At 73.0% G+C, this 18,194-nt stretch carries 16 protein-coding genes and 1 tRNA gene; 7 read left to right on the top strand and 10 right to left on the bottom strand.

The features are described 5' to 3' along the window. Positions 1 to 14: 14 nt before the first annotated feature. The 5 genes from NUH29_RS01940 to NUH29_RS01920 form a co-directional block, all read right to left on the bottom strand. A complete protein-coding gene (locus NUH29_RS01940) occupies positions 15 to 1,013 on the bottom strand; it encodes a helix-turn-helix transcriptional regulator (protein ID WP_258797202.1) in 999 nt (332 codons plus the stop codon). Further along, on the bottom strand, positions 1,006 to 1,788 hold the full coding sequence (locus NUH29_RS01935; protein ID WP_308445737.1) for a helix-turn-helix transcriptional regulator: 783 nt from the start codon (positions 1,786 to 1,788) through the stop codon (positions 1,006 to 1,008). Before NUH29_RS01935 ends, NUH29_RS01940 begins: the two co-directional genes overlap by 8 nt. A 216-nt stretch (positions 1,789 to 2,004) precedes the next feature. Beyond that, positions 2,005 to 3,006 carry a hypothetical protein gene (locus NUH29_RS01930; RefSeq protein WP_258797200.1) on the bottom strand — a complete coding sequence of 334 codons (1,002 nt, stop codon included), beginning with the start codon at positions 3,004 to 3,006 and terminating at the stop codon, positions 2,005 to 2,007. Positions 3,007 to 3,059: 53 nt separating this feature from the next. Beyond that, the gene (locus tag NUH29_RS01925; RefSeq protein WP_258797199.1) at positions 3,060 to 4,058 is read right to left on the bottom strand and encodes a tRNA (adenine-N1)-methyltransferase; all 999 of its coding nucleotides are present in this window, start codon (positions 4,056 to 4,058) and stop codon (positions 3,060 to 3,062) included. Next, positions 4,055 to 4,711 carry an HAD family hydrolase gene (locus NUH29_RS01920; RefSeq protein ID WP_373317427.1) on the bottom strand — a complete coding sequence of 219 codons (657 nt, stop codon included), beginning with the start codon at positions 4,709 to 4,711 and terminating at the stop codon, positions 4,055 to 4,057. Before NUH29_RS01920 ends, NUH29_RS01925 begins: the two co-directional genes overlap by 4 nt. Before the next feature lie 117 nt (positions 4,712 to 4,828). On the opposite strand from NUH29_RS01920, the gene NUH29_RS01915 reads away from it, so the two are divergent. Then, entirely contained in the window at positions 4,829 to 5,680 is an 852-nt protein-coding gene (locus NUH29_RS01915) for a proteasome assembly chaperone family protein (protein ID WP_258797197.1), read from the top strand. 10 nt (positions 5,681 to 5,690) lie between these two features. Here the strand turns inward: NUH29_RS01915 and NUH29_RS01910 are convergent, their stop codons facing one another. The 3 genes from NUH29_RS01910 to guaD are packed head-to-tail and all read right to left on the bottom strand — an operon-like array spanning position 5,691 to position 9,269. After that, on the bottom strand, positions 5,691 to 6,557 hold the full coding sequence (locus NUH29_RS01910) for an undecaprenyl-diphosphate phosphatase (protein WP_258797196.1): 867 nt from the start codon (positions 6,555 to 6,557) through the stop codon (positions 5,691 to 5,693). A 58-nt stretch (positions 6,558 to 6,615) separates the two neighbouring features. Further along, the gene (locus NUH29_RS01905; RefSeq protein ID WP_258797194.1) at positions 6,616 to 7,911 is read right to left on the bottom strand and encodes a M20/M25/M40 family metallo-hydrolase; all 1,296 of its coding nucleotides are present in this window, start codon (positions 7,909 to 7,911) and stop codon (positions 6,616 to 6,618) included. A 29-nt stretch (positions 7,912 to 7,940) separates the two neighbouring features. Beyond that, entirely contained in the window at positions 7,941 to 9,269 is a 1,329-nt protein-coding gene (guaD, locus tag NUH29_RS01900; RefSeq protein WP_258797193.1) for a guanine deaminase, read from the bottom strand. 91 nt (positions 9,270 to 9,360) lie between these two features. Between guaD and NUH29_RS01895 the strand changes: the two genes are divergently transcribed. Beyond that, positions 9,361 to 9,445: transfer RNA gene (locus tag NUH29_RS01895), tRNA-Leu, on the top strand. Positions 9,446 to 9,510: 65 nt separating this feature from the next. Here NUH29_RS01895 and NUH29_RS01890 read toward each other — a convergent pair. Both NUH29_RS01890 and NUH29_RS01885 read right to left on the bottom strand, forming a co-directional pair. Next, positions 9,511 to 10,362: a nuclease-related domain-containing protein gene (locus NUH29_RS01890; RefSeq protein ID WP_258797192.1), complete on the bottom strand. Its 852-nt coding sequence runs from the start codon at positions 10,360 to 10,362 to the stop codon at positions 9,511 to 9,513. 70 nt (positions 10,363 to 10,432) lie between these two features. Continuing rightward, entirely contained in the window at positions 10,433 to 11,323 is an 891-nt protein-coding gene (locus NUH29_RS01885) for an LLM class F420-dependent oxidoreductase (RefSeq protein ID WP_258797191.1), read from the bottom strand. Between the two features lie 152 nt (positions 11,324 to 11,475). Here NUH29_RS01885 and NUH29_RS01880 point away from each other — a divergent pair, with 152 nt between their 5' ends. Genes NUH29_RS01880 through NUH29_RS01860 form a run of 5 tightly spaced genes read left to right on the top strand, consistent with a single transcriptional unit; the run spans position 11,476 to position 18,186 of the window. Further along, positions 11,476 to 12,120, top strand: a complete 645-nt coding sequence (locus tag NUH29_RS01880; protein ID WP_258797189.1) for a DUF1294 domain-containing protein — start codon at positions 11,476 to 11,478, stop codon at positions 12,118 to 12,120. A 52-nt stretch (positions 12,121 to 12,172) separates the two neighbouring features. After that, a complete protein-coding gene (gene imuA' / locus NUH29_RS01875) occupies positions 12,173 to 12,886 on the top strand; it encodes a DnaE2-dependent mutagenesis accessory factor ImuA' (RefSeq protein ID WP_258797188.1) in 714 nt (237 codons plus the stop codon). Between the two features lie 4 nt (positions 12,887 to 12,890). After that, positions 12,891 to 13,187: a DUF1905 domain-containing protein gene (locus tag NUH29_RS01870; protein ID WP_258797187.1), complete on the top strand. Its 297-nt coding sequence runs from the start codon at positions 12,891 to 12,893 to the stop codon at positions 13,185 to 13,187. 41 nt (positions 13,188 to 13,228) lie between these two features. Next, complete coding sequence (locus tag NUH29_RS01865) at positions 13,229 to 14,782, top strand: DNA polymerase Y family protein (RefSeq protein ID WP_258797186.1); 1,554 nt, start codon at positions 13,229 to 13,231, stop codon at positions 14,780 to 14,782. Next, entirely contained in the window at positions 14,782 to 18,186 is a 3,405-nt protein-coding gene (locus NUH29_RS01860) for an error-prone DNA polymerase (protein ID WP_258797185.1), read from the top strand. Before NUH29_RS01865 ends, NUH29_RS01860 begins: the two co-directional genes overlap by 1 nt. Positions 18,187 to 18,194: the final 8 nt, after the last annotated feature.

Raw genomic sequence — 18,194 nt, 5'->3', positions numbered from 1 at the left:
GGGTTTGACCCAGTCTACGCGTAGCGGGCGAGACCCGCCGTCGCCCACTCGGAGACCGCGCGGCGCGCCTGCTCGGGGGCCACCACCTGCACGGTGCCCGGCATCCCCGCGATGAGGCGCTTGAGCCCGTGGTAGTGCGAGACGCGCAGGGTCGTGCGGATGCGGTCGCCGACCTGCGTGGTGAGGGCGCCGTCCGGGATGTAGTCGGCGAGCAGGCCGATCACCTCCGGCGCCGCCTCGATCGTCACCTCGAGGTCCGAGGACGTCGGCTCGAAGAGCGTGTCGGGGAGCCTCACCTCGGAGGCGTCGTGCTCGATCGGCGCGTCGGTCACGACCATGTCGCTCATCCGGTCGAAACGGAAGGTGCGCAGCGCCTGGCGCAGGTGGCACCAGCCGCGCAGGTACCAGTCGGCGTCGATCGACTCGACGCGCAGCGGGTCGACCTCGCGCTCCTCGCGCTCGCCGCGCGAGTTGAGGTAGGCGAACCGCACCCGGCGGCCGTCCGCGACGGCGCGACGCACGAGGCCCAGCACCTCGCTCTCCGGCCCGCCCGCGACGGCGAGCTGGCTCGGAGCGGCCGAGGCGCCGCGGGAGAGCTTCTCGACGAGGGCGCGGATGGCGGTGCGGTCGGCGTTCTCGGGGAGAGCCTGCAGGTACTGGAGCCCCGCGATGAGCGCGGCCGCCTCGCGCGCGGAGAGACGCGGGGCGTCGTCGATCGCGACGTGCTGGGTGATCGCGATCTCGTCGTCGTCCTCGAAGGCCGTCCAGTCGATGTCGAACAGGTCCTCGTGCTGGTAGGTGGAGGTCGACCCCGGCACCCCGCTCATGGCGACGAGCGACACCGAGGCGCGGATCTCCTCCTCGGACACCCCGAAGTAGGCCGCCGCCTCCGCGACGCTCACCCGGTCGTGCTCGAGCAGCCACGGCACGAGGGCGAGCAGGAAGGCGAGCTTGTCGCGCGCCTGCGGCGGCGGCACGGAACGCGCGGGTGCGCGGTGGCGCTTGTCAGGCATGGTCGGCCACCGTCCTCTCGAGCCGTTCGCGCACCGCGTCCCGGAGCTCGGGCGGCGAGACGACGAGCACCTCGGGCCCGAAGCCGGCGAGCTCGTCGGCCAGGATCGCGAGGTCCACGTGGTGCACGCGCAGGATGCCGGGGGCGACCTCCTCGGTACCCCGCCGGTGCGCGAGACGCAGCGCGGCATCCGAGCCGGCGCGCACCTCGAGCTCGGCGACACCGCGTTCCCAGACCGCCTCGAGGCCGGCGAGGGCGCGCGCCGTGTGATCGCCGGCGCGGTCCGGTGCCGGTCGTCCCGATGTCACCTTGCCGACGATGCGCCGCAGCAGGAAGGTCTTGATCTCGCCGGTCGCGACCTCCTCGGCCGACAGATGCCAGCGGCCGTCGTACTGCACGAGCGCGAGCGGGATGACCTGGCGCTCGCGGGCGCGGGCCTCCCCCGGCTTCAAGTAGTCGAAGCGCACGAGCTGGCGGCGGTCGATGGCCTGGGTGAGCGGTTCGAACGCCGAGTCGCGCAGCCGCAGCCGCGGCGCGTACCCGAGCACCGGCTCGTCCGCCGAGATGCCGAGCGCGCGCAGCTTGACGAGGGCGCGGCGGGACTCCGCCGAGAGCGACCCCTCCCGCCAGGCCATCGCGGCGAGGCCGAGCAGCGCGACCTCCTCGGACGAGAACCGCACGTCCTCGGGAAGGTCGTAGGCGCCCTTCGGGATGCGGTAGCGCAGATTGTGGTTGTCGCCCGGCTCGCCGAGCGGCTCGATCGTCTCGAGCGGCACGCCGAGCTCGCGGATGTCGTCCTTGTCGCGTTCGAACTGGCGCTCCAGGTTGGCGTTGTCGCCGCCCGGCGCGTAACGCTGCGCGTACCCGCGGACGCTCGAGAGGATCTCGGCCTTGGTGAGCCCGGACTCGGTCGCCAGCAGCGCCAGGACGAGGCTGAAGAGCCGATCCTCGACGGGAACCGGCGCGGGGGCGGGGTTCGCGCTCGTGGGGGCCTACTTCGTGTCGTCTGCGGAGGACTGGATGCCGAGCACGTCGATCACGTAGATCGTGGCGTCGCCCGTCGACGAGTCGGCGGTGGGGGCGATCACGATCAGCACCTGCGATCCGACCGGGGTGCCCTCGAGCGCCTCGAAGAAGGTCGCGGGCAGGCCCTGTTCGGTGTCGCCCTCCTTCGTGAGGGTGATCGTCTGCGGGGTCTTGCCGACCTCCCAGGTCGAGGACTTGAGCGTGACCTCGCCGTCGGAGGGCCAGGTCCAGTTGGCGACCTGCAGCACTGCCGCGTCGCCCTCCGCGAGCTTCGGGCCGGAGCCGAGCTTCACGGTCTCGGTGCGGTCCTCGCTCGGAACGTCGATCCCGGAGGGGACGGTCACGCCGACGGTGCCGTCGGGGGCCGTCACGACGACGGGCATGCCGTCCTGCGGCAGCTGGTTCACGCCGTCGGACTTGCCCGGGTACACGCGCTGCACGTCGATCACGAGCACGACCGTGTGCTTCTCGTCGGTGATGCCGACGCTCGAGAAGTCGATGCCGGCGTCGCCCGCGGTGGTGACCAGCACGGTGCGCTGCCCGGCCTGCGCGCACACGAGCGACGCCGCGAGCGACGGCACCGTCTCCTGCGTGTCGGCGGTCTTCAGCCCGGCGCGGAACCGCGGGCCCTGCGAGCCGTCGAACTTGGTGGCCAGCACCTCGGAGCCCGTGGCGCCGTCGTAGATGGCCGCATCGAAGTCGACGATCGAACCGGCCCGGGCGACGAGGCCCGTGCCGTCCTCCAGCACCGTGCGCTCGGGGGCCGTCACCACCAGAGGCGCGGGGACCTCCACGGTCGGGGCGCTCCCCACCTCGCCGCTGGCCGTCACGATCGCCGCGGTGTCACCATCGGCGACCAGCGGCGTGCACGCGCTGACGTCGTCGGGCGATGCGGCGCATCCCGCGAGCGTGGCGGAGAGCACGGCCACGACGGCGACGGAGCTGAGCAGCGCGGAGGAACGGCGCACGATGCCTACTTTCCTGACGGGAGGCGGTGGGGATGCACGAAGCGGGTTCGAGTCTACTGTTCCGTCGCCGCCGGTCCGGACGGCGTGGCGTCGGCGGCACGGGTGGCGCGATCGGCGAGCTGCTGCGCGTCGCGGACCACCCGGCGGATGCGCTTGTCGGTCTTGTCGCGCACCCCGAGCGCCCCGGGGGTCCAGAGCTCGACGTCCTCGTCGCCGTAGTCGCTCTTCGACGCACGCCGCGCGGGTTTCGGCAGCACGGCGCCCGGGGCGAGCCGCCGCGCCGCGATCAGGAACGCTGTGTGCGCGACCATCCGATGGTCGGGGCGCACCGCGAGCCCCTCGACGTGCCAGCCGCGCACGAGGGTCTCGGTCGAGCTCGGCTCGGTGTAGGACCCGGTGTCGCGGATCGCCTCGGCGACCCGCGAGAGCTGGGTGGCGGTCGCGACGTAGCAGATCAGCACTCCCCCGGGCGCGAGGGCGTCGGACACGACGTCGAGGCACTCCCAGGGGGCGAGCATGTCGAGCACGACGCGGTCGACGGTGCCGGGCTCCGTGGCGCCGGGGAGCTCCTCGGCGAGGTCGCCGATCCCGATCGACCAGTTCTCGGGCACCCGGCCCTCGAACGCGGTGACGTTCGCCCGCGCAACCTCGGCGAACTCCTCGCGGCGTTCGAACGAGAGCAGTCGGCCCTCGGCGCCGATGGCCCGCAGCAGCCAGAGCGAGAGCGCGCCGGACCCGACGCCCGCCTCCACGACGGTCGCCCCCGGGAAGATGTCGGCGACGGCGAGGATCTGCGCGGCGTCCTTCGGGTACACGATCGCGGCGCCGCGCGGCATCGACATCACGAAGTCGGAGAGCAGGGGGCGAAGAGCCAGGTAGGCGTCGCCGTTGGAGGCCTCGACGACCGATCCGTCGGGCAGGCCGATGATCGCGTCGTGGGCGAGCATCCCGCGGTGGGTGTGGAAGACCTTGCCCGGCTCGAGCGTGATGGTGTGCAGCCGGTTCTTCGGACCCGTCAGCTGCACGCGGTCGCCCGCCGAGAAGGCGCTCATCGGACGGCCTCCGCCGCGCTGCGCGCGTGGGCCGCGACGAGCTGCGGGAGGTGCACGTCGGCGAGGCCGTCGGCGAGCAGCGTGTAGGCGGGGCTCGCCGGCAGCGGCACGTGGAAGGGCACCGCGAAGGTGGTCGCGCCGGAAGCGACCGCGGCGGCGACGCCCGGCTCGGAGTCCTCGATGGCGACGCAGTCCCGGATCGGGACCGCGAGCAGCTCCGCGGCGCGCAGGTAGGCATCCGGGTAGGGCTTCGGGTGCTCGACCTCGTCGCCCGCGACGACGACCTCGAAGGCCGCTCCCCCGAGCTCGTGCTCGAGCGCCGCGGCGATCCGGTCGGCCATCCGGCGGATCGACATCGTGACGAGCGCGGTGGGGATGCCCGCGTCGCGCACCTCGGCGAGCAGTTCGCGCGCGCCCGGCCGCCACGGCACGTGCACGGCGATCTGGGTGAGCACCCGGTCGGTGAGCTGGTCGATGATCTGCTGCGGCTCGAGGCCCACCCCGCGCGACTGGAAGACGAGCGCCGAGCTCCACAGGCCCTGGCCCACCAGCTGCAACCCGTCCTCGTGGGTCCAGGTGCCGCCCCACTCGGCGACGAGCTCGTGCTCGGCCACCATCCAGTAGGGCTCCGTGTCGACGAGGGTGCCGTCCATGTCCCACAGGACGGCGGCGGGAGCGGATGCGGGGGCGGGAGTGCTCACGACCGGCAAGTCTACGGGCGCGGGCCTATCCTGAGACGGACGCCCGAGCCGGGGCGGAGAGGCGGAGCGGTGCAGGCAGCGGACGACTGGGGGCAGGACGGCTCGACGCTCGTCGTGGCCTTCGAGGGCTGGAACGACGCGGGTGAGGCGGCGTCCACCGCCGTGCGCGCCCTGCGCGACCAGCTGGGACTGTCGTCGCTCGTCGAGGTCGAGCCCGAGGACTACTTCGATTACCAGTTCAACCGCCCCGTGACCACGTTCGACGACAAGGGCGATCGCGTGATCGCCTGGCCGAACGTCGTGCTGTCCGGCCCGATCGACGGCGGCGCCGGCGTGCACGTGCTGCTCGGAACCGAGCCGTCCCGCGGCTGGAAGACCTTCGCCGAGGAGGTGCTCGACGCGATCTCGGTCGCGGGCATCGAGCGGATCGTGTTCCTCGGCGCGATGCTCGCGGACGTGCCGCACACGCGGCCCATCGCGGTGTTCGCGTCGAGCGAGAACTCCTCGGTGCGCGAGCGCTTCGACCTCGAGCGATCGAGCTACGAGGGACCGGTGGGCATCGTCTCCGTGCTCGCGGATGCCGCCGAGAACGCCGGAATCCCCACCGTGTCGATCTGGGCGTCGGTGCCGCACTACGTGCACAACGCGCCCTCCCCGAAGGCGACGCTCGCGCTCATCGAGCGGCTCGAGGAATTCGTCGACGTCACGATCGACCGGGGCTCGCTCGCGGAGGACGCGGAGGCCTGGGAGCGCGGCATCGACGAGCTCGCGAGCGACGACGACGACATGACGGCCTACATCGAGCAGCTCGAGCAGGCCCGCGACACGGTGGACTCCCCCGAGGCCTCCGGCGACGCGATCGCCGAGGAGTTCGAGCGCTACCTGCGCAAGCGCGACGGCGACCAGCCTCCCGCGCCGTAGACGGCGGACCCTACGGCTGCAGGACGCCCGCCGAGAGCAGGGCGATGAGGGTTCCGCCGAGCAGCACGCGGTAGATCACGAACGGCAGGAACGAGCCCTTCTCGAGGTAGCGCATGAGGAAGGCGATCACCGCGAGGCCGACCGCGAACGCGACCACGGTCGCGGCGATCGTCGGCCCGAGCCCGTAGCCCTCGCCGCACGCCTCGTCGACGCCGGGCGTGCAGGTGAGGGCGGTGTAGGTCTCGTACAGGCCCGAGCCGAACACGGCCGGCACCGCGAGCAGGAACGAGAACCGCGCCGCCGCGGGACGCGTGTAGCCGAGGGCGAGGCCCGCGCTCGTCGACGCTCCCGAGCGGCTGACACCCGGGATCAGGGCGAGCATCTGGGCGAAGCCGATCAGGATGCCGTCCCGGTAGCCGAGGGACTCGATCGGCTTGGTGCGGCGCCCGAGCCGGTCGGCGAGGCCGAGCAGCAGGCCGAAGACGATGAGCACGATCGCCACGATCCAGAGCGAACGGAAGGCGGTGCGGATCGAGTCCTGGAGCAGGAACCCGACGATCACGATCGGGATCGTGCCGATGATGATCAGCCAGCCGAGACGCACATCCGGGTCGCCCTTCTGCACGCCGGTCGAGCGCTTGCCGCCCCCGCCGCCGAAGGAGCGGAACCACTTGCCGATGATCCGGGTGATGTCCTTCCAGAAGTAGATGAGCACGGCGGTCTCGGTGCCGAGCTGGGTGATGGCGGTGAAGGTCGCGCCCGGGTCGCCCCAGCCGGCCACGTCGCCGAAGATGCGCAGGTGCGCGCTCGACGAGATCGGCAGGAACTCGGTGAGGCCCTGGAGGATGCCGAGGATGATCGCCTGGAGGAAGTCCACCGGCTGATTCTGTCAGTCGGACGCCCGGATGCCGTCCACCGTCGGTATGAGAGAACTCTCAGGCCTCGAGCAGCAGGTCGGTCAGCACGGCGCGTCCGAAGGCGAGCGCGTCGAGCGGCACCCGCTCGTCGACGCCGTGGAACATCGCGGGGAAGTCGAGCCCCGGGCCGAGGCGCAGCGGTGCGAAGCCGTAGCCGGTGATGCCGAGCTCGCTGAGCGCCTTGTTGTCTGTGCCGCCCGACAGCAGGTAGGGCAGCACCTCCGCCTCGGGGTCGTGCCGGCGCAGCGCGCCGACCATCTTCTCGACGAGAGCGCCCTCGAACGGGTTCTCGAGCCCCACGTCGTGGTGCACGATCTCGACCTCGACCTCGGGCCCCGCGAGCTCCCGCAGTTCGGCGAGCACCGCCTCCTCCTGCCCCGCGAACGGGCGCACGTCGACGAGCGCCTCAGCCCGGTCGGGGATCACGTTGTGCTTGTAGCCCGCCTCGAGCACGGTCGGGTTCGAGGTGGTGCGCACGGTCGACCGCAGGAAGCCGGCGGCGACACCGGTGCGCTCGATGAGGGCCACCGGATCCTCGTCCGGTGCGGCGTCGAGCAGCCGTCGCACGCCGTCGAGCATGGCGCTCGTCGTGGCCCCCAGCTGCACGGGCCACTCGTGGCGGCCGATGCGGGCGATCGCCTCCGACAGCTTCGTGATGGCGTTGTCGCGGATGACGCGCGAGCCGTGGGCGGCGACGCCGCGCGCGACGAGGCGCACCCAGACGAGCGCCTTCTCCCCCGTCTGCAGCAGGTAGGCGCGACGCCCCGCCAGGTCGACCGAGTAGCCGCCCACCTCGCTGATCGCCTCGGTGGCGCCGGCGAAGACCTCCGGATGGTGGGTGACGAGGTGGTGGGAGCCGAAGACGCCGCCGTTCTCCTCGTCGCTGAAGAACACCACCACGAGATCGCGGGCGGGCCGCCTGCCCGAACGCAGGATGTCGCCGAGGCTCGTCAGGATCATGGCGTCCATGTCCTTCATGTCGACGGCACCCCGGCCCCACAGCAGCCCGTCGCGGATCTCGCCCGCGAACGGGTCGACGCTCCAGTTCGCGGGGTCGGCCGGCACCACGTCGAGGTGCCCGTGCACGACGAGGGCGGGGCGCGTCGGATCCGCCCCCTCGACGCGTGCGACCACGCTCGTGCGCCGCGGGGCCGCGTCGTAGAGCCGTGGCCCGAGCCCGAGCGAGAGGAGTTCGGCCTCGACGTACTCGGCCGCCTCCGTCTCGCCGTTCGCGCGGCCGCCGCCCCAGTTCGTGGTGTCGAAGCGGATGAGGTCGCGTGCGATCCGGGCGGTGTCCTCGAGTGGGCCGTCCATGACCCCACGCTACCCGGCTGCGGCGGCGGTCAGTCGCGCAGGTACGCGGGATGCCCCGCGACGTAGGTGGCGGCCGTCGCCCGGTCGTCGGCGAGGGTGCCGAGCACGAACAGCAGCTCCTCGAGCGAGGAGGTTCGCGCGCTGCGGTACGCGAGCAGCTCGGTGGCCTCGGGGTCGAGCACGGCGAGGTCGGCCTCCTTGCCGACCTCGAGCGAGCCGATGCGGTCGCCGAGCCCCAGGGCGCGCCCTCCGCCGAGGGTGGCGAGGTAGAGCAGCCGCGGGGCGTCGAGCGAGACGCCGTCGAGCTGTGCGATCTCGTAGGCGGCGCCCATGGTGCGCAGCATCGAGAAGCTGGTGCCGCCGCCGATGTCGGTGCCGAGCGCGACCCGCACCCCCGCATCCGCGGCGCGCCGCAGCGAGAACAGTCCGCTGCCGAGGAACAGGTTCGAGGTCGGGCAGTGGGCGATCGCGGCGCCGGCGTGCGACATCCGGGCGAGCTCCGCATCCGTCAGATGCACGCCGTGCGCGAAGACCGAGCGGTCGCCGACGAGGCCCGCGCGGTCGTACACGTCGAGGTAGCCGTCGGAGTCGGGGAACAGCTCGCGGACCCACGCGATCTCGGCGAGGTTCTCGGAGAGGTGGGTGTGCAGCAGCACCCCCGGATGCCGGGCGAGCAGCTCCCCCGCAACCGCGAGCTGCGCCGGGGTGCTCGTCGGGGCGAAACGGGGGGTGACGGCGTATCCGTTACGCCCGACGCCGTGCCAGCGCGCGATGAGCGCCTCGGTGTCGGCCGCCCCGCTCTCGGCCGTGTCGAGCAGCCCCGCCGGCGCGTGGCGGTCCATCAGCACCTTGCCCGCGATCATCCGCGTTCCGCGGCGCAGCGACTCGGCGAAGAACGCGTCGACGGAGCTCGCCGAGCTCGTTCCGAAGCTGAGGGCGGTCGTCGTGCCGGCGCGCAGGATCGTGTCGAAGAACACCCGCGCGACGGCGGCGGCGTGCTCGGCGTCGGTGAAGGCGAGTTCGGCGGGGAACGCGTAGGTGTCGAGCCAGTCGATCAGCTGCGTGCCGTGCGCTCCGACGATGCCCGTCTGCGGGTAGTGCGTGTGGGTGTCGACGAATCCCGCCGACACGATGCGCCCGCGGTGGTCGTCGACCGGCGTGCCGGGCGGGATGCGGTCGGCGAGGGCGCCGTGGTCGCCGACCGCCGAGATCCGCCCGTGCTCGATGAGGATGACGCCGTCCGGATGCTCGACGAGCGCGCCCTCCCCCGCCGTGTCGGGGTCGTCGACGACCGTGACGAGATGGCCGCGGACCGCGCGGGCGGGCGACGGTTCGTCGGGTGCCGCGCTGTAGCTCATGCCTCCCATCATGGAGGTCGTGCGGGTGTCACGGGGCCCGTGTCGGGCGTGCTAAGGTCTTTCTTCGGTCCTCCTGGTGAGGATCGGACTCGCGCGGGTGGCGGAATTGGCAGACGCGCTAGCTTGAGGTGCTAGTGCCCGTATAGGGCGTGGGGGTTCAAGTCCCCCCTCGCGCACGAGTCGCAAGGCCCCGGATCGACACGGTCCGGGGCCTTCGTCGCGTTCCGGAACGATCGGCTCGTCAGGCTGCGGGGAACGCTGACGCCAGCATGCGGGCGATCGGCTCGGGATCCAGGAGCGGCTCCTGGCGCTTGAGCAGCGTGCGCGCGAGTTTCTTGGGCCAGCAGACGTAGACATCCCGCACCGAGAAGTCGGCCAGCAGCAGGGGCCACTCGGCATCGACGAAGCACAGACAACCGTTCACGTCGATCCCGGCCCCGAGCGCTTCCTTGACCTTCGCGACCTGCCGCTCGACGCCATCGACCAGCGAGGTCTTGTCGCGCCGATTCACGAGAAGTCGCTTGCGCCCCCCGAACCCGAAGAGACTGTCGACGACGTCGAAGTCCACCTTGCCTCGATATCGCTTGGCGTCGACCACCCACACTCCCCAGGGCGTGACGACGAGATGGTCGATGTTCGCCTTGGTGCCTGGGATGCGACGATCATGCAGAGCGATGACGCCGACCTCGCCGAGCGCGTCGAGTCGCTCCGCAACCCGTTCCTCGCCGACGGCTCCCGTCTCCCACGCGCGGGTCGATTGACGCGGACGCGCGGGACCGTCATCGACAGCGAGGAAGGTCGCGACGCGCCCGACGAACCCCGTGCCGAAGACGGCCTGGACATTCGCCTTCGACTGGGCCACTCGGGCCTCGTGCCGAGCGGTGTCTCTGGCTTCGCGACGTTCGTACTCCCGCCGAGCAGACGCTCCAGCCGTTCCCCGGTCGATGGCTTCGACCGGCTGAGCGCACACGAGGTGTCGGACGTTCCGGGCGTTCTGGTTGTAGATCGCACGTGTCCCCCGGGGGATCTCCATCGCGCACTCGGCGCAGTTTCCCGCAAAGCGGAGATTCATCTCCTTGTCACCGTCGGCCACAGACCCTCCCGGGATCATCATGGCGAGGACGGACGCGATGCTCTCGCCCCCAGTCGGGTGCCGCCGCCCGTCAGCGACCCGCGGGCTGCAGCTCGGCGAGGCGGGGTGCCACCCTCTCGCCGAACTCGGCGATGAAGCCGGCGGGATCGGGAGCGACGTTGCGCAGCTGCACGTGCTCGACGCCGAGGGCGGCGAGCTGCTCCATGCGGCGCAGGAAGCCGTCCGGATCGCCGAGCGGGTCGAGCTGGCCGCCCTGCACGGTCTTCTCGATCGCCGCGTAGTCGCGTCCCAGGCGGTCGCAGTGCGCGCGCAGCACCTCGAGCTTGTGCGCCACCTCGTCGGGGTCGTTGACGGTGAAGTTGGCGATGTCGGCGTACTGGGCCACCATCCGCAGCGTCTTCTGCTCGCCGTTGCCGCCGATCATGATCGGGGGGTGCGGGCTCGACAGGGGCGCCGGCACGCAGATGGTCTCGGCCAGGTGGTAGTGCGCACCGTCGAACGGTCCCACCTCCGCGGGATCCCACATCTGCAGGGCGATGCGCAGGGTCTCCTCGAGGCGCTCGAACCGCTCGGCGAGCGGCGGATAGGGCACCCCGAGCGCCTGGTGCTCGCGTTCGTACCAGGCGGCACCCACCCCGAGGATCGCGCGCCCCTCGGAGAGCACGTCGAGGGTCGTCGCGATCTTCGCGAGCAACCCCGGATGCCGGTAGGTGACGCCGGTGACGAGCGTTCCGAGCCTCACCCGCGAGGTGTGGGCGGCCGCGAAGCCGAGCACGGTGTAGCCCTCGAGCATCTCGTCGTGGGCGGTGCGGAACCGCTCCATCTGGAAGTAGTGGTCCATCGCGGTGAACCACGAGCCTCCCGCATCCTCGGTCGCCCGGGCGGTGCGGGCGATCGTGGCGGCGATGCTCGCGGGCGCGCCGGGCAGGGTGAAGTCCATGAAGTGGAGTCCGAATCGCATGGGCGCGACGCTACGCCCCTCCCGGGGCGTCCGCCGGATGCGGTGTCCCGCCTCCGAGGGGAGGGCGATGGGTCTGCCCCCGGAGACGGGTCGTGCGCCACGCCGGACGGTGCTCCCGTCTCGCGGATGCGCGACGTAGCATCCCCAGCAAGATGAAACCCGGTCCCGTGCGCATGTCAGGTGTGCTGACGGCCTGGAACGACGAACGCGGCTTCGGCTTCGTCACCCCGGCCGTCGGCGGTCCGGACGTGTTCGTGCACATCACGGCGTTCGCAGACGGCGCGCCCCGACCGATCCAGGGTGACGGCGTCGACTACGAGCTCGAGTTCTCGCCCGAGGGCAAGCCCCGCGCGGGCCGGGCGACCATCACGACCCCCGCGCTCGGCCATCGAGCGGTCGCGCCGGCGGTGCCCCTCCCGCGTCTCGTCCCCACCGGACGGGCGAGTCGACTCGGCTACCTGGCGGTGCTGGGGTTCTTCGGGATCGCGTTCGTCGTGGCGCTCATCCGGCCGATCCCCTACTGGGTGTGGATCCTCTACGTCGGGATGTCGTTCGCGACGTTCGTGGCCTACGCCCTCGACAAGCGGGCGGCGTCCTCGTCGGGGTGGCGGCTGAGCGAGGGATCGCTCCTGGCGATGGGACTCGCCTGCGGCTGGCCGGGCGCGATCGTGGCGCAGCAGGTGCTGCGGCACAAGACGGTCAAGATGAGCTTCCAGATCGTGTTCTGGGTGACGGTCGTGGTGAACGTGGTCGCCTTCGTGGTGTTCAGCTGGGTGGCGACGATCGAGCTCAGCTGATCCCGCGTCGCGGGCTCGGCCGGCGTCGGTCGGGGAGCGTATCATCGAACACATGTTCGAGATGGCGCGCGCCGACGAGATCCGTGCGCTGCAGGAACGCATCCACGGCATGCAGCGCACCCGGCTCGCCGACCGCACCCTGCCGACCTCGGCGGCGCTCGCCGAACTGCTCCCCGGGGGCGCGCTCGCGGCGGGGGCGAGCTACGTCGTCGACGGCTCCACCGCGCTCGCGCTCGAGCTGCTGCGGGAGCCGAGCAGGGCGGGGTCGTGGTGCGCGGTCGTGGGCATGCCGGATCTGGGCATCGAGGCGGCGGCCGCCGCCGGGCTCGACCTCGAGCGACTCGTGCTCGTGCCGCATCCGGGAGAGCAGTGGTTCGCGGTGGTGTCGGCGCTCGTCGACGCGGTGGCGGTCGTGCTCGTGCAGCCGCCCGCCCCCGCCCGGGTGGGCGAGTCGCCCGCGGCACGGCTCGCGGCGCGCCTGCGGCGCCGGGAGGCGGTGCTCGTGGCGATGCGCGAGTGGCCGCGCGCCGAGGCGCGGCTCGCGATCGCCGAGAGCGATTGGGCGGGTGCGGGCGCAGGGTTCGGGCATCTCCGCGCCCGACAGGTGACGGTGGCATCCCGGTCGCCCGCCTGGCAGGGGCGCACGCGTTCCCGGCGCCTCTGGCTGCCCGACGCCTCGGGGGCTGTCTCCCCCGTCGTCGCGCGTGTGCTCGACGAGCGCGAGCCGGATGGGCGGGCGCGGCCGCGGATGGCGACCGTAGGCTGACGCCATGCGGTACCGCTTCGAATCCGAGCTGCGGCGCTGGGAGGCGCGGCTGCGCGACGACTGGTACTTCGTCGACCTGCCGCCCGAGGCGTCCGCCGAGATCCACGAGTGGGCCGACGCGCTCCCCCGCGCCGGCTTCGGTGCCGTCAAGGTCGTGGCCCGGGTGGGCGGGACGAGCTGGTCGACCTCGATCTTCCCCTCGGCGTCGGGCGTCTACAGTCTCGTGGTGGGCGCGCGCGTGCGCCGGGCGGAGGGTGTCGAGCCCGGTGAGGTGATCACGGCCGAGGTCGAGCTCGTCTGAACGCGAGTTGACTCGTTCGAACACATGTTCGACAATGGAGCATGGGTTCCATCCCCCGTCTGCTCGTGCTGCACGTGCCCGATTGGGCCGTGCGGGCGCAGGCGCGCGAGCACCGCGCGGAGGGGGCGCCGATGGCGCTCATCGCCGCGGGCGTCGTGGTGGCCTGCAGCTCCTCCGCCCGGGCGCAGGGGGTGCGTCTCGGCATGCGGCAGCGCGAGGCACAGGGGCGCTGTCCCGGGCTGCGCGTCGAGCGCGAGCAGCCCGCGATCGCGGCGCGCTCCTTCGAGCCCGTGCTCGCCGCCCTCGAGCAGGCGCTGCCGGGCTGGCATCCGCTGAGCCCCGGCACCGCGGCGATCCGCGCCCGCGGCCCGGCCCGCTACTACGGGGGCGAGACCGCCGCCGCCCGCACGGTGACGGGCATCGTCGCGGCCGCGGGGGCGGAGGGGGCGCGCGTCGGCATCGCCGACGGCCTGTTCGCAGCCGAGCTCGCCGCCCGCGCCCCGGCCGCGGGTCCGGCACCCGGCGGTCGAGCGGATGCCGCGCGGATCGTGCCCGCCGGCGGCACGCCGGCCTTCCTCGCGCCGCTGCCGGTCTCCGCCCTCGGCGACCCCGAGCTCGCCTCGCTGCTGCCGCGGCTCGGCATCCGCACCCTCGGGGCGTTCACGGCGCTTTCCGAGACGGATGTCGCGGCCCGGTTCGGTCCGCTCGGCGCGCGGCTGCACGCCCTCGCACGCGGCAGCGATGCGCGGCCGGCGACCCCGCGCATCCCGCCGCGCGACATCGACGCCGTCGTCGACTTCGAGCCGGGCCTCACCCGCGTCGACGAGGTGGCCTTCGGGGTGCGGGCGGCCTGCGACGACTTCGTGCGCGCCCTGCTCGGCGAGCGGCTCGTCTGCACGGCGCTGCGCGTCGAGTTCACGGCCGAGGGAGGCGAGCACGACGAGCGGGTGTGGCTGCATCCGCGGTCGTTCACCGCGGCCGAGGTGGTCGACCGGGTGCGCTGGCAGCTGCAGGCGGTCGAGACGCTGCGCTCCCCCGTCGTCCGGGTGCGGGTGAGTCCCGAGGCCGTCGACCCGGTGTCCACCCACGAGGCGGGACTGTGGGGCACCGGGCCCGACGAGCGCGTGCACTCGGTGCTCTCGCGTGTGCAGGGCATGGTGGGGCACCGCGGGGTGCTCACCCCGCAGCTCGCCGGCGGCCGGCGGCCGGCCGACCGGCAGACGCTCGTGCCGTGGGGCGACCGCGCCGTCGTCGCCCGGCAGCGCGCCCACCCGTGGCCGGGGGCGCTGCCCGACCCGCCGCCCACGACCGTCTACGAGATGCCGCGACCGCTGCGCGTCGAGGATGCGCGGGGTCGCCCCGTCACGATCGACGACCGGGGCCGGGTCAGCGCCGCGCCGGCCGTCATCGTGTCGCAGGGCGGTACACGCCGCGATCTCACCGCCTGGGCGGGTCCGTGGCCCCTCGAGGAGCGCTGGTGGGACCCGGCGACCGCGCGCGCCGCGCATCGCGTGCAGGCCGTCGACGCGAGCGGATGCGCGTGGCTGCTCGTGCTCGACGGCGAGGGCTGGTGGGCCGAGGGGCGGTACGACTGATGGGCTGGAGCAACCCGCCCGTTCCCTGGGGCGAGTTCGAGCGCACCCTCTCGGGGCGCCGCCCCGCGCAGGACGACACCCGCGACGGCGGCGACGGGCCGGCGTTCTCGCGCAAGCGCGGGCCGTACCTGCCCCCACCGGGCGTCGTGCGCGATCCGGAGGCGCTGCCCTACGCCGAGCTGCACGCCCACTCGAGCTTCAGCTTCCTCGACGGCGCCTCCTCCCCCGAGCAGCTGCTCGAGGAGGCGGAGCGGCTCGGGCTCAGCGCCCTCGCGCTCGTCGACCACGACACCTTCGCCGGGCTCGTGCGCTTCGCCGAGGCCGCCGAGACCTCGCAGGTGGCGACGGTGTTCGGGGCCGAGCTCTCGCTCGGGCTGCCCGGCCCGCAGAACGGCGAACCCGACCCGGAGGGCGAGCATCTCGTGGTGCTCGCCCGGGGCACCGAGGGCTACCACCGGCTCGCCCAGGCGCTCACCGAGGCGAACCTGCGCGGCGGCGAGAAGGGGCGCCCGGTCTACGACCTCGACGAGCTCGCGGCGGCGGGCGCGGGGAACTGGGCGGTGCTCACCGGCTGCCGCAAGGGCGGCGTGCGCCGGGCTCTCGAGAGGGGCGGTGCGGATGCGGCGGGCCGGGCCCTCGACGAGCTCGTCGCGCGGTTCGGGCGGGACGCCGTGCACGTCGAGCTCATCGACCACGGCGACCCCCTCGACACCGACCGCAACGACGTGCTCGCCGAGCTGTCATCCGCGCGCCGGCTGCCGGTGCTGGCGAGCGGCAACGTGCACTACGCCGCGCCCCGCGACCGGCACCTCGCCGCCGCCGTCGCGGCGGTGCGCGCCCGCCGCAGCCTCGACGAGCTCGACGGCTGGCTGCCGGCGACGGGCGGCGCGCATCTGCGGTCCGGGCGCGAGATGCGCGAGCGCTTCGCGCGCTACCCCGGCGCGATCGAGCACGGGCTCGAGCTCGCCGCCGAGCTCGCCTTCCCGCTGCGGCGCGCGAAGCCCGCCCTGCCGAAGCAGGAGGTGCCGCCGGGGCACACGCCCATGTCCTATCTGCGGGAGCTCGTCTGGGCGGGGGTGCCCGCCCGCTACCCCGAGCTCGACGAGGCGGGGCGCGCCCGCATCGAGGCCGAGCTCGCGGTCATCGAGCAGAAGGACTTCCCCGGCTACTTCCTCATCGTGCACGACATCGTCGCCTTCGCCCGGTCGCGCGGCATCCTGTGCCAGGGGCGCGGCTCGGCCGCCAACTCGGCGGTCTGCTACCTGCTCGGCATCACCGCGGTCGACGCGATCGCCTACCGGCTGCCCTTCGAGCGCTTCCTGTCGAGCCTGCGCGACGAGGAGCCCGACATCGACGTCGACTTCGACTCCGACCGCCGCGAGGAGGTCATCCAGTGGGTGTACGGGCGCTACGGGCGCCGCAACGCCGCGCAGGTCGCCAACGTCATCCAGTACCGGCCGAAGAACGCCGTGCGCGACATGGCCAAGGCGCTCGGCTACAGCCCCGGGCAGCAGGACGCCTGGTCGAAGCAGGTCGACGCGCACGCCTGGAACCTGGAGCCGGATGCCGTGGCCGACTCCGACATCCCGCGCCCCGTGCTCGAGCTGGCCTCCGAGCTGCTGAAGGCGCCGCGGCACCTCGGCATCCACTCGGGCGGCATGGTGCTCACCGATCGGCCCGTCGGCGAGGTCGTGCCGATCGAGCACGCCCGCATGGACGGCCGCACCGTCATCCAGTGGGACAAGGACGACGCGGCGTGGATGGGGCTCGTCAAGTTCGACCTGCTGGGGCTCGGCATGCTCGCGGCGCTGCAGCACAGCCTCGACCTCATCCGCGAGGCGACGGGCGAGGAGTGGGAGCTCGCGACGATCCCCAAGGAGGAGCCTGCCGTCTACGACATGCTGTGCCGGGCCGACTCGATCGGGGTGTTCCAGGTGGAGTCGCGCGCCCAGATGGGTCTGCTGCCGCGCCTGCAGCCGCGGGCGTTCTACGACCTCGTCGTGCAGATCGCGCTCGTGCGTCCCGGGCCGATCCAGGGCGGCGCCGTGCACCCCTTCGTGCGCCGCAAGCTCGGTCGCGAGCCGGTGGAGTACGCGCATCCGAAGCTCGAGCCGGTGCTCGAGCGCACCCTCGGCATCCCGGTGTTCCAGGAGCAGCTCATGCAGATGGCGATGGCCGTCGGCGAGTGCTCGGGCGAGGACGCCGACCTGCTGCGCCGTGCGATGGGTTCCAAGCGCGGGCTCGAACGCATCGAGCAGCTGCGCCGGAAGCTCTACGAGGGGATGGCCTCGAACGGACTGACGGGCGCCGCGGCCGACGACATCTACGCGAAGATCCAGGCCTTCGCGAACTTCGGCTTCGCCGAGAGCCACTCGCTGAGCTTCGCCCTGCTCGTCTACGCGAGCTCGTGGATCAAGCTGCACTACCCGGCGGCGTTCCTCGCGGGTCTCCTGCGGGCCCAGCCCATGGGGTTCTACTCCCCCGCCTCGCTCACCGCCGACGCGCGACGGCACGGCGTGCGGGTGCTGCGTCCCGACATCCTGCGCTCGGGAGCGGATGCGGGGCTCGAGCCGCTCGTCGACGGCGCGCCACCCCGGGCGACCGGCGCGGATTCATGCCGCGAAAGGCATCAACCGCATCCGGGCGACTTCGACCCCGCCGCGCCCGACCTCTCGCGGCAGCACCGTCGCGACGGGGGCTCGGCGGTGCGGCTGGGTCTCGCGGGCGTGCGGGGCATCGGCGCCGCCCTCGCGACCCGCATCGTGACCGAACGGGACGCGCGGGGCGCGTTCCGCGACATGGAGGATCTGGTGCGCCGGGTCGGGCTCACGACGGCGCAGCTCGAGGCGCTCGCGACGGCGGGGGCCTTCGAACCGTTCGGCCTCGCCACCCGCGAGGCGCTGTGGCGGGCGGGCTCGGCCGCCGAGGACCGCGCCGAATACCTCGCGGGCACGGTCGTCGCCGTGCAGCCGCCGCTGTTCACCGATCCGACCGCGTTCGAGACCCTCGCGGCCGACCTGTGGGCGACCGGCATCTCGCCCGACGACCACCCCGTGCGGCACCTGCGGGAGCGGCTCGACGCCCGCGGGGTGCTGAGCGCCGAGCGGCTGCGCACGGCCGAGCCGGGGCGGCGCATCGAGGTCGCCGGCCTCGTGACGCATCGTCAACGGCCGGCCACGGCCTCCGGCATCACCTTCATGAACCTCGAGGACGAGACGGGACTCGTGAACGTGATCTGCGGGGCGGGATTCTGGGCGCGGCACCGCCGCGTCGCACGCGACGAGCCCGCGGTGATCGTGCGCGGCATCCTCGAGCGCTCGGACGAGGGGGTCGTCAACGTGCTCGCCGACGCCATCGAGCCGCTGCGCGCGGGCGTCGCCCACCGCTCCCGCGACTTCCGATGAGCGGGGGT

The sequence above is a fragment of the Protaetiibacter mangrovi genome (genome assembly GCF_024752305.1).
Classification (GTDB): Bacteria; Actinomycetota; Actinomycetes; order Actinomycetales; family Microbacteriaceae; genus Homoserinibacter; species Homoserinibacter mangrovi.
The sequence above is the reverse complement of the archived record's forward strand: the minus strand, read 5'-3'. Positions and strand labels throughout refer to the sequence as shown.